Origin of the sequence: Hyalangium gracile (assembly GCF_020103725.1) — a bacterium.
Classification (GTDB): domain Bacteria; phylum Myxococcota; class Myxococcia; order Myxococcales; family Myxococcaceae; genus Hyalangium; species Hyalangium gracile.
The window spans coordinates 281,685-294,027 of sequence record NZ_JAHXBG010000004.1 but is presented as its reverse complement, the minus strand read 5'-3'; the positions used below and the strand labels follow the sequence as shown (position 1 = coordinate 294,027).

Genomic DNA, 12,343 nt, shown 5'->3' with positions numbered 1-12,343 from the left:
TGGGTTGAATGCGGAGAGGGCAATGCCAGCGCTGGCGAGGCTGAGCCTCAAGGAGCGGCTGGACCGGGCGACGGCGGCGGACACGGTGCGCGGACTGTTCTTCAATGGCGTGCTGGATCTGGTGCGCACCGTCACGGGCGAGGAGGCGGCGCGGCGCTGCCGCTCGACGATCAGCCAGGCCCGCTTCTTCGACTTCTTCAGCTACTCCGTCTTCGACTTCCTCCGGCTCACCTTCACGGCCGCGCAAGCTCTCAGCTACCGCCGGCAAGACTTCGATGATGCGCTCTTCCAGCTGGGGCAGCGCGGGATGAAGGACTTCCTGGCCTCCATGGCCGGCAGGACATTCCTGAGCTTCTCGGGCACGGACGAGCGGCGGCTGCTGACCAACCTGCCCGTCCTCTTCCGCACGGCGGTGAGCTACGGCGAGCGCTCCGTGCAGTGGACGGGGCCACGGAGCTGCCTGCTCGACATGAAGCGAGACTTCATGCCGACCACGTACCACGAGGGCGCCATCCGGACGGCGATGGAGCTGCTCCACCCGCAGGCCGTCTCCGTCCAGAGCACGCCCCTGGGCCCCCTGGACTGCCGCTTCGAAATATCCTGGGAGTAGCCCCGCCGCGCCACACCTGCCTGCCCCCCTGCTGAGGCAAGACGCCACACTCCCCACCTCCGGGAGACCATGCGCCTGAAATCACAGGCATTCCCCTCCCTCCGCTCCATGTCGCAAATTGCCCCAGTGCACACCCTTGACTGCCCGGGCGCCCTCCTTGACGCACCCAGACATCCAGTCATTTCCAGGGTTTGACAGGTTTGAGGGGCTCGGCATCCAACTTGCCTAGGAGCTCTAATGTCGCCCAGTGGAAAGTTGCAGCGGTGTGGAAGCACCCTCGAGGCTCCCTCGGGGAGTCCCACTCGCGACGTGGAGGAAACGGGCCATGTTGATTCGCAAGGTGCTGCTGGTGGATGACGAGGATGACATTCGCACCATCGGGCAGCTCAGCCTCAGCCGTGTGGGGGGCTGGCAGACGGTACTGGCCGCGTCGGGGACCGAGGCCGTGACGAAGGCCGCCAGCGAGCAGCCAGACCTCATCCTGCTGGATGTGCAGATGCCCGGGCTGGATGGTCCGACCACCTTCGGCAAGCTGCGCGCCCAGGAAGCCACCGCGAACCTGCCCATCATCTTCATGACGGCGAAGATCCAGAAGCAGGAGGTGGCGCGCTACCTGGAGCTGGGAGCGATTGGCGTGATTGGCAAGCCATTCGATCCCCTGACGCTGCCCTCGGAGATCAAGCGGCTGCTACCCTCGGATTGAGCCGCGGCTCCGGCGATGGCGACATGGATGGCTTCAGGGATGGCTTCAGGAAAGGTCACCTCATGACTGGCAAGAGGACCCTGCTCTTCCTCGAGGACGACGAGGATCTGCAGTCGCTCGTCTCCACGTACCTGCACGAGCGGGGCTACGAAGTGAAGTCCGCCCGCAGTGCCCACGAGGCCCGCTCCATCCTGGCCGACACGCCGGTGGACGCGGCCATCGTGGACGGACAGCTGCCGGGCATGACGGGCGCCAGCTACATCCAGGAGGTCCGGCAGACCCTGCCCCAGCTGCCCATCCTCTTCGCCTCCGCCTTCTGGAGGGATCTCAAGAGCCACGAGCTGCTCACCAAGCAGCTGGGGGTGGCCCGCATCCTCCACAAGCCCTACACGCCGCACGAGCTGCTCGTCTGGGTGGAGCAGGTGCTGGCCGCCAAGGACCAGAAGACGCCGGAGGCGGTGGCGGACGATGACCTCGCCGCCGCCATCGCCGCGCTGAGCGCCGAGTACGGCGCGCGCCTGCGCGAGAAGCACCAGGAGCTGGCGGACGCGGTGGAGCGGGCCCAGCTGGGTGTCCCCGAGGCGATGGAGGAGAGCCTCAAGCTGGCCCACAAGCTCCACGGCACGGCGGGCTCCTACGGCTTCGCCCAGGTGAGCCTGGCGGCCGGACAGGTGGAGAAGCAGCTGCTCCAGCTCCGGGACGGGGACGGCAGCTGGGGCGCGGTGCACTCCGCGCTCCAGGAATTGCTGGCCGCCGCGACGCTGTCCTCGCCTCCGGACGAGACGTCTCACAGCGTCCTCGGCACGGTGCTGGTGGTGGATGACGATCCGCGCTGGCTGGCGGAGGTGGAGCGGATGGGCCGTGAGCGCCTGGTCCGCGTGCTGCCCGCCCGCAGCGCGGAAGACGCCATGACCATCGCGCAGCAGCACTGGGTGGATGGCGTGCTGCTGCACGTGCATGCCGGGGCACCCCAGGGCGGCTTCGAGCTGGCGGCGCAGCTGCGCGGCGAGAGCGGGGCCCACAATGGCCTGCCCCTCACCTTCTTCTCCTCGGACGGCGCGCTGGAGCACCGCGTGGCGGCGGCCCACGCGGGCGCCTCGCTGTACCTGTCACAGCCGTTCAGCCCGCTGGAGTTCATGGGCGCCGTCGAGCGGATGGTGGCGGCCCGGCGGCCCGAGCGCTCGCGCGTGCTGGCGCTGGATGACGACCCGCTGGCGCTGCGCGCCCTCACCCGCACCCTGGCCAGCGAGCACATCGAGGTGGTGAGCCTGTCGGACCCCTACCGCCTGCTCGAGGCGCTCACCGAGCACCGCCCGGACCTGCTGCTGATGGACGTGGAGATGCCGGGGCTGAGCGGGTTGGACCTGTGCCGCATCGTACGCTCCATGCCCGCCTGGCAGGAGCTGCCCATCCTCCTGCATACCGGACTGGTGGCGGACGAGTTCCGCGTCGCGGCCTTCCGGGCGGGCGCGGACGACTACCTCTCCAAGCCCGTGATGCGCGAGGAGCTGCTGGCCCGGGTCCAGGCGCGGCTGGAGCGCGGGCGCCTGGCGCGCGAGCGCGCGGAGCGGGACGCGCTCACCGGCCTGCTGATGCGCCGCCCCTTCCTGGAGCAGCTCCACACCCGGCTGGGCGAGACCCAGCGCTGGCGCAAGCCGCTGGCGCTGTGCCTGCTGGACGTGGACCACTTCAAGAAGGTGAACGACCGGTTCGGGCACCTGGCCGGCGACCGCGTCCTGGCGACGCTGGGACGGCTGCTGCTCACGCGCTTCCGCAAGGAGGACGTGCGAGGTCGCTGGGGAGGCGAGGAGTTCGTGCTCGCGCTCATGGGAGAGTCCGCGCAGAACGCCCGGGACATCCTGGCACGCACCGCCGCCGAGCTCTCCCGGCACACCTTCGAGGGCGACAAGGGCGAGCGCTTCCAGGTGACGTTCAGCGCGGGCCTGGCCGTGGTCCCCGACGACGGCGTCCAGCTGGAGGAGCTCGTCAAGCGCGCCGACGAGCGGCTCTACCGAGCCAAGGCCAACGGCCGCAACCGCATCGAGATCGCCTGAGGGGCGCGGAGCCTCGGCCCCGGAGCGTCCGTAGCGGAATACCCCTGGCTGTCCGGAACAGCGGTGGCAAAAAACAGCAGCCATGCCACCCGGGGAAGACGCCTCGGACCCGGGAGATCGGGCCAGAGGCCCAGGATCCAAGGGGTTGGCCATCAAGCAGTCGGCGGCACCGGAGTTGCTCTACGGAGAGGGGCACACACCGCGAGGAGCCGCCACGATGAACTGCCTCCAGCTGTCCGAGACCGACGACGTGCAGGTGAATGCCGGGATGCGAGGTGGCTTCGATCTGCACCAGGACGAGCTCTCGCTGAAGATGACCGACCGTGGAAGCAGGGCGGCGCGGAAGGCGTGGGGGGGGGCAGGCGGAGCGGATGCTCTCCGAGCTGCGAATGCCGGTGATGGATGGCTTCCACTTCCTGTCCTACCTGATGGACCACGGCTTCGAGCTGCCCATCGTCCTGGCCAGCGCCCCTGGCGCGCAGCAGCCCCTGCACTATGTCCTCGCGCCTGGGCGAGGGATTGCATGCCCGCTGTCCTCGAGCCGCCCGTCCCGGGGTTGCCAGGAGCTCCACGCGTCGCGAGCCTCGAGCAACGCCATGCGGCACGGCGTGACGCTGGTCGAGTTCCTCCGCTACTGCTTCGAGCAGCGGCAGACCCACGTGCTGGAGGTGAGCGCCGGCGAGCACACCGCGGAGCTCCACCTCACCTTCGGCCAGCTCACCCATGCCTGCGGTGAGGGACGAGAGGGACTGCCCGTGCTCCTGGAGATGATGGGCTGGAAGGAGCCGTGTCTGAGAATCCTCCCCAAGCTGCCAGGCACGCGCAATTCCATCACCGAAGCCATGGAGCCGCTCCTGCGGCAGGCGGAAACCTTGCAGAGCCTCTCCAGCGACCCCTCGCTCGTGCCCGAGGCCCCTCGCTCACCGTCCACCACGGATCAGGGCCGCTCCTGGCTGTCTGGCTGGATGCGCTCGTGGCTGGCGGATTTGCTTCACGCCCACTCCCTGTCTGTCTTTTCTCCGCGGATGAGGCGGGACCCCGGATTGTTCGACGTGGTATCCAGTGGCAGAGGAGAAGCCGGCGCTGAGAGTCCGGCACGGTGAGGCATGGCCCCCAAGATCCTGGTCGTGGATGACGATGTGGAGCTGGGAGCGCTCATCAGCCCTCAGCTCCGCCGCCGAGGCTTCGAGGTGTCTGTCGTCACCACCGCGGATGCGGCGCTCGGGCGCCTGGCGCAAGAGCTGCCAGACGTACTGGTGTCTGATCTACAGCTCGGTGGAATGAATGGCATCGAGCTGTGCCGCCAGGTCGTCGAGCGCCACCCCGAGCTGCCCATCGTCATCATGACTGCCCACGGCAGCATCGAGCGGGCGGTGGCGGCCATTCGAGCGGGCGCGTATGACTTCATCACCAAGCCGCTGGACTTCGCGGCCCTGGGGCTCACGCTGGAGCGCGCGGTGCAGCTGCGCGCCCTGCGCGAGGAGGTAGCCCGGCTGCGGCGCACGGTGGACCAGACACGACGGTTCGAGGACCTGCTGGGCACCAGCGCTCCCATGCGCGAGGTGTATGACTTGCTGGAGCGCGTGGCCGGCACCGACATCTCCGTGCTCGTCACGGGCGAGAGCGGCACGGGCAAGGAGCTGGTGGCGCGAGCGCTGCACCGGCGCTCGCGGCGCAAGGACGGGCCGCTGGTGGCCATCAACTGCAGCGCGCTGCCGGAGAACCTGCTGGAGAGCGAGCTGTTCGGCCACGTGAAGGGCGCCTTCACGGACGCGCGCGCGGACAAGCAGGGCCTGTTCGTCCAGGCCCACGGCGGCACGCTCTTCCTGGACGAGGTGGGCGAGCTGCCCCTGGGGCTGCAGCCCAAGCTGCTGCGCGCGCTGCAGGAGCGCAAGGTGCGCCCGGTGGGCGCCTCGGCCGAGCTGTCCATCGACGTGCGCGTGGTCTCCGCGACGAACGTGGACCTCGAGGAGGCCGTGCGCCAGCGGCGCTTCCGGGAGGATCTCTTCTTCCGGCTCAACGTGCTCCACATCCCCCTGCCCCCGCTGCGCGAGCGGACCGGGGACGTGCTGCTGCTGGCCCAGCGCTTCCTGGAGCAGGCGGCGGTGCTGGCGAACAAGAAGCAGCTCTCGCTGTCGGACGAGGCGGCGGAGCGGCTGGTGGCCTATCCATGGCCTGGCAACGTGCGCGAGCTGCAGAACTGCATCGAGCGCGCGGTCGCGTTCTCCTCGGGTGGCTCGATCTCGGTGCGAGACCTGCCGGAGAAGGTGAAGACCTACCGCAGCGCACCCGCGACCCTGGGGCCCGAGGGTGGCACCTTCCTGCCCCTGCACGAGATGGAGCGGCGCTACATCTTCACGGTGCTGGAGGCGATGGGTGGCAACAAGTCGGGCGCCGCCGCCGTGCTGGGCGTGGATCGGCGCACCCTCTATCGCAAGCTCGCCGAGTATCGCGGGACGCCCGAGGAGAGCCCCGAGGGTGCCGAGCCACCCTCCGCGGAGCGCCGCGCCGAGAGTGAGCGCCCGCAGGGGGCTGCTCCGCGCCGCCCGCGGGAGTGAGGCGGGCTGTGGCAGGACGCCGCAGCGCACGCGCTCCCCGCTGCGGAATGCCGCCCCCCTCGCACGTAAGTGACGGGATTCCGGGGGGTGGCCGGGTGCCAGGGCTCGGCACCGGTGTTGCTCTTAAGAGGAGGCATGAAGACAGCGCCTCTCACCGACAATCACCGCCGCTGGGTCAGCCATGGTGTCTGGGGAGCCTCACTCGTGGTCGTCACCCTGGCGACCAGCGCCTGTAATCAGGAGCAGGGGGCGTCCGCTCCCGCTCCGGCTCTCGAGACCGTGAGCAGCGCCCTCGATAACGCCAACAGCACCAACAAGGTGCTCATCCTGGGCAGCAGCGTGGCCGGCGGGCTCGCCAGCCGCGAGGCCCAGGCGGTGGCCTCCGCGAGCCCCTCCACCCAGATCGACGTGGTGACGCCGGAGCAGTGGAAGGACATGACTGCCCAGCAGTTCATGGAGTACCGCGCCCTCATCATCGGCGACGCCGCGTGCCAGAGCGGCCCGGCCGCCTTCCAGGCCGCGGTCGAGAGCCGCAAGCAGTGGGGCATCATCGTCGACGGGGACGTCGCCCTCTTCGCCACGGACCCGACGAACAACGAGACGCCCGAGCTGGTGGAGAACGGCATCCGGTACGTGCTCAACTCCGTGCAGAAGCGGACCGGCATGTACATCGCGCTGGGCTGCGCCTACCAGCACGCGCCGACGCCCACGCCCGTGACGCTGCTGGAGCCCTTCGGCACCTTCGAGGTGCAGGGCGTGCCGGGCTGCGCCGACAGCGGCCACATGTTTGGGATGTGGAACGACCTCATCTCTCGCGACCTGTGGGACGGGCTGCTCACGGGCAACGGGTGCGCGGCGCGCTCGGTGTTCACCCGGTACCCGGACCACGACTTCTCGTTCGCGGCGATCGCGATGAGCAGCACCGCGACGCCCATCCCCGGGCAGCGGACCTACGTGGACTTCCTCTACGAGCCGGAGCAGGAGACGCCCTTCGTGGGCACGCCGTACCTGCTCGTGCGAGGCGCCGAGCCGCAGAGCGCCGGCTGTGGACTCCCGGAGACGTCGCCGGACGAGACGTGCGATCTGGGCGATGCCCTCAACGGCATGCCGGCGGTGCGGGGCCAGCAGCCGGGGAGCACCTGCTCCTTCTCGTGCCACCTCCACTGGTGCGGCGACGGCTTCGTGGACGCGAGCCAGGGCGAGGAGTGTGACCTGGGCATCAACAACGGCCGGACGGGCGATGCGCGCGGAGAGATTGGCGCGTGCACCTCGTTCTGCAGGCTCCCCTACCGGCCGCCTCCGCCCCAGCCGCCGCATGCGCTCTGCAAGGACGTGACGACGTTCGCGGAGACCACCTGCGGCGTCTCCGCCAGCATCGACGACGGCTCCTATGACCCGGATGGACTGCTGGTGGGCTGCACGCAGACGCCCGCGAGCCCGTACCCGATTGGCACGTCCACGGTGACCCTGACGTGCGTGGACCAGCAGGGGCTGAGCAGCTCGTGCACGGGAGAGGTGAGGGTGCTGGACCGCGTGGTGCCGACGCTCGTGCTCCACGGCTCGACGGCCCCCTCGCTGGAGTGCACCCAGGGCGGCGCCTACTTCGACCCAGGTGCGAGCGCGAACGATCTCTGCGACGGCCCGCTCGAGGTGGAGCGGACCGGCTCGGTGAGGGCGGGCGTGCCTGCCCGCTACCCGCTGCACTACAAGGTGACGGACGCGGCCGGCAACAGCCCTGCTCCCAAGCATCGGACGGTCGACGTGTCCGACACGTTGCCGCCGCGCATCAACCTCAACGGCCTGTCCCAGGTCGCGCTGGAGTGCGGCACGCACTACACCGATCCGGGTGCCACGGCGATGGATCTGTGCTCCGGGGACCTGACACAGGCGCTCCTCCGCAGCGGCACGGTGAACCCCCTGGCGCCAGGCAGCTACCCGCTCCGCTACACCGTGAGGGATGCCGCGGGCCACAACGCCGAGCCGGTGAACCGCCTCGTCACGGTGGCGGACACGCTGCCGCCGTCCATCACCCTCAACGGGCCGCTGCACCTGCAGGTGGAGTGTGGCGCGCCGGGGTATGAGGACCCGGGCGCCACCGCGCTGGACGTGTGCGCCGGCGTGCTGCCCGCGGTGCCGGGCTCCAGGGCCAACCCGAACGTGCCGGGCAGCTACACCCTCCGCTACAGCGCCACGGACCCATCGGGCAACACCGCCATCTCGGCCGAGGAGCGCACCGTGACGGTGAGCGACACGCTGCCCCCGAGCCTGGTGCTCCTGGGCTCCGCCACCGAGGGTGTCGAGTGCGGCACTCCTTATAGCGACCCCGGCGCCACGGCCCAGGACATGTGCGCGGGAGACCTGACGGACTCCATCATGACGAGCGGCTCGGTCGACATCCAGACGCCGGGCGCCTACCCGCTCACCTACAGCGTGGCGGACGGTGCGGGCCACTCGCTCTCCCTGCTGCGCACCGTGACGGTGACCGACACGCTGTCTCCGAGCCTGGTGCTCCTGGGCCCCGCCCTCCAGCAGCTCGAGTGCGGCACTCCTTATAGCGACCCCGGCGCAACGGCCCAGGACACGTGCGCGGGAGACCTGACGGACTCCATCATGACGAGCGGCTCGGTCGACATCCAGACGCCGGGCACCTACCCGCTCACCTACAGCGTGGCGGACGGTGCGGGCCACGAAATCTCCCTGCTGCGCACCGTGACGGTGAGCGACACGCTGCCTCCGAGCCTGGTGCTCCTGGGCCCCGCCCTCCAGCAGCTCGAGTGCGGCACGCACTACAGCGATCCCGGCGCCACGGCCCAGGACATGTGCGCGGGAGACCTGGCGGACTCCATCGTGACGAGCGGCTCGGTCGACATCCAGACGCCGGGCGCCTACCCGCTCACCTACAGCGTGGCGGACGGTGCGGGCCACTCGCTCTCCCTGCTGCGCACCGTCACGGTGCGCGACACGCGGCCTCCGCTCGTCACCCTCACCGGCCCGCGGGACGTGCGGCTGGAGTGCGGCGACGACGCGTACACGGACCCGGGCGCCACGGCGAGCGATGCCTGCGCGGGGGCACTGCCGGCGGTGCCTGGCGCGGTGGCCAACCCGGACGTGCCCGGCAGCTACAGCATCCCCTACAGCGCCACGGATCCGTCGGGGAACACGGGCACCTCCGACACCCTTCGCACCGTGACGGTGACGGACACGCTGCCTCCGAGCCTGGTCCTCCAGGGCCCCGCCTTCCAGCAGCTCGAGTGCGGCACTCCTTATGATGACCCCGGCGCCACGGCCCAGGACGTGTGCGCGGGTGACCTGACGGGCTCCATCGTCCGGACCGGCGCGGTGGACCCCCGGGTGCCTGGCAGCTACACGCTGGGCTACAGCGTGGCGGACCCCAGCGGGCATGGCAGCTCGGTCCACCGCGTGGTGGACATCCGCGACACGCTGGCGCCGTCCATCGCGCTCAAGGGGCCGCTGGCGCTGAGCTTCGAGTGTGGCTCCAACTATGTGGACCCGGGCGCCGAGGCGATGGATGCCTGCGCTGGCGACGTGAGCGCCCGAATCCTCGTCACGGGCGCGGTGAACCCCGGCACGGAGGGCACCTACACGCTGAGCTACAGCGTCACGGATCCCTCCGGGAACCTGGCGACCGCGGCGACCGGGCGCACCGTGACGGTGACGGACACCCTCGCGCCAGCCCTCTCCATCAACGGCCCGGCCCACCTGACGCTGGAGTGCGGCTCGCCCTACAGCGACCCCGGCGCCACGGCCATCGACGCCTGCGCGGGAGACCTGACGTTCCACATCGTGCGCTCCGGCTCGGTCGACACCTCGGCGCCGGGAAGCTACGCGGTCCACTACTCCGTGTCGGATCCCTCGGGCCTGACGGCGGAGCTGGACCGGGCGGTGACGGTGGTCGACACGCAGGCGCCTCACATCTCCTGCCCCGCCCCCATCGTCACGGAGGTCCTCGAGGCGAGCGAGGCCACCGTCACGCCGGGAGCGGCCCACGCCACGGACACGTGTGACGTGGCGGTGCCGGTGTCCCATCCCTCGCAGACGCGCTTCCCGCTGGGGACCACGGTCCTGACGTACACGGCGACGGACGGCTCGGGGAACACGGCGAGCTGCACGTCCACCATCACGGTGCTGCTCATCCTGCTGCCGGATACGTACATCGTCTCGGGCCCGCCCGAGGAGACGAAGGACACCCACGCCCGGTTCGAGTTCGCCGCCTCCAAGCCCCAGGTGACGTTCGAGTGCAGCCTGGAGGGCAGCGACTTCGAGGAGTGCTCGCAGAGCACCGCCTTCCACGGGCTCTCCGAGGGTCCCCACCAGCTCCTCGTGCGCGCCCGCGACAGCCTGGGCAACGTGGACCCGACTCCCGCCAGCGGCACGTGGACGGTCGTGCCGCTGCCCATCGACTGGGACCGCGCCGTCCTGGGAGGCGGGCACGGCTGCGCGTCGGCGGGCGGCAACCCGCTGGTGACAGGCCTGCTGGGCCTGGTCCTGGCGCTGCTCGGCCGCAGCCGTCGGCTCCCCCGCCGGAGCCCCCGCACGCGGATGCGCCTGCTCGGGCTGGCCGTGCCGCTGCTCGGCGCCACCACCTCCGCGCAGCCCCAGCGGCTCCCCGCCTTCGAGATGGAGCGGCTGAGCCTCAACCCCAGCGCCACGGGCTCCCTGCTGCTCGGCACGGGCGAGCTGCTGCCGGACGGCGCCTACCGCCTCGCCCTCACCGGCCACTACGAGAACAACCCGCTCGTGCTCGTCCAGGACGGCCAGCACCTGGGGGCGGTGGTCCGCTACCGCGCCACGGCGCACGTCTCCGCGGCCTATGGCGTGCAGGACAAGCTGGAGTTCGGCGTGCAGGTGCCCCTGCTGCTCCGCCAGCGCGGGGACGATCTGTCGGCGCGAGGGCTCATCAGCCCCGAGGGGGGCCCGGCCATGGGCACGCCGATGCTAACGCTGCGCTGGAAGCTGCTCTCCGAGCGCCATGAGGATCCCGTGGACCTCTCGGTGGGAGTGCAGGCGGGCCCGGAGCTGGGCCGCGCCGAGGCGCTCGCCCGGGAGCTGCGCGCCATCCCCAGCATCATGGTGGGCCGGCGCCAGGGCTTGCTGCGGGCCGCGCTGGATGCGGGCGTGCTGCTGCGGCCTCGCACCATCCTCACCCCGGACGCGAATGTCCAGGACGAGCTCGGCTATGCCCTGCGGCTGGGCGGCGTGCTCGCCACCACCGGAGAGGGCCTGCGCGCGGAGACGGCCGTCATCGCCGCCTTGCCCTTGCGGCGCGAGGGCTCCTCCCTCGAGGCCCTGGCTGGGCTGCGAGTCCCGCTGAGCGCCTCGCTCGAGGCCTATGGCCTGGCGGGGCTGGGCTACGGCACCGCGCCCGGGACGCCGGACTTCCGCCTCCTGCTCGGCATGGCCTATGTCCGCACACCCCCCGTCTGCATTGCGGGAGGCCGCCACACGCTGGAGGAGTGCCCGCACCTGGACGACGACGAGGATGGGGTGAGCAACGGAGACGACGCCTGTCCCCGGCAGGGCGGCCGGGTGGACGAGAAGGGCTGCCCGCCGGAGGACTCCGACAGCGATGGCCTCGAGGACCGGGTGGACCTGTGCCCGCTCGAGCCGGGCCTGGCGAGGTTCCAGGGCTGCCCGGACCAGGACCTCGACGGCCTGCAGGACACGATCGACCGGTGCCCGAACGAGCCCGGCCCCGCGGACCACCTGGGCTGCCCGCCCAAGGACTCGGACGAGGATGGCCTGCTGGACGAGCAGGACGCCTGCCCCACCGTGACGGGCCTGCCCGAGCTGAACGGCTGCCCCCCCAAGGACACGGATGGCGACGCGCTGCCGGACGACCTGGACAACTGCCCCTGCCAGCCCGGTCCCCAGGACAACGAGGGCTGCCCGGAGACGGAGAAGCAGCTCGTGGGCCTGCGGCACGACCACATCTCCATCAAGGAGGCGATCCACTTCGAGTTCAACAAGGCCGTCATCCAGCCCCGCTCGTACCCGCTGCTGGACCAGGTGGCCCGCGTCCTCCAGGAGCACCCCAACCTCACCTCGGTGAGCATCGAGGGCCACACGGATGACAAGGGCCCGGACGCCTACAACCTGAACCTGTCCCAGCGGCGCGCGGAGGCGGTGCGCGAATACCTGGCCTCGAAGGGCGTGGCGCGCGAGCGGCTGGAGGCTCGCGGCTTCGGCGAGAGTCGCCCGGTGCAGAGCAACGCCACGCCCGAGGGCCGCGCCGCCAACCGCCGGGTGGAGTTCATGACCCGCTCCGCGGACGAGCTGCCGTAGCGCTGTACCCGACGAAGCTGGCCGGGCAGGCGAGGCAAAATCCCCCACTGCCCCCTGCCCGGCCCGCTACCTTGCGGAAAGCAGAAGGTTTTTGCTTCCCCTCGCGACACTGTGG

General features: G+C 70.7%; 6 protein-coding genes. All 6 read left to right on the top strand.

The window, feature by feature from the left end; translation table 11 throughout:
* Positions 1-22 precede the first annotated feature (22 nt).
* The 6 genes from KY572_RS10090 (at position 23) to KY572_RS10065 (ending at position 12,228) form a co-directional block, all read left to right on the top strand.
* The gene (locus tag KY572_RS10090; RefSeq protein ID WP_224242334.1) at positions 23-610 is read left to right on the top strand and encodes a DUF2378 family protein; all 588 of its coding nucleotides are present in this window, start codon (positions 23-25) and stop codon (positions 608-610) included.
* A 325-nt stretch (positions 611-935) separates the two neighbouring features.
* A complete protein-coding gene (locus KY572_RS10085) occupies positions 936-1,313 on the top strand; it encodes a response regulator (RefSeq protein ID WP_224242333.1) in 378 nt (125 codons plus the stop codon).
* 62 nt (positions 1,314-1,375) lie between these two features.
* A complete protein-coding gene (locus tag KY572_RS10080) occupies positions 1,376-3,367 on the top strand; it encodes a response regulator (protein WP_224242332.1) in 1,992 nt (663 codons plus the stop codon).
* Positions 3,368-3,738: 371 nt separating this feature from the next.
* Complete coding sequence (locus tag KY572_RS10075; protein ID WP_224242331.1) at positions 3,739-4,470, top strand: response regulator; 732 nt, start codon at positions 3,739-3,741, stop codon at positions 4,468-4,470.
* A gap of 3 nt (positions 4,471-4,473) precedes the next feature.
* Entirely contained in the window at positions 4,474-5,925 is a 1,452-nt protein-coding gene (locus KY572_RS10070) for a sigma-54-dependent transcriptional regulator (protein ID WP_224242330.1), read from the top strand.
* Positions 5,926-6,060: 135 nt separating this feature from the next.
* The gene (locus KY572_RS10065) at positions 6,061-12,228 is read left to right on the top strand and encodes an immunoglobulin-like domain-containing protein (RefSeq protein ID WP_224242329.1); all 6,168 of its coding nucleotides are present in this window, start codon (positions 6,061-6,063) and stop codon (positions 12,226-12,228) included.
* The last annotated feature ends 115 nt before the right edge of the window (positions 12,229-12,343 follow it).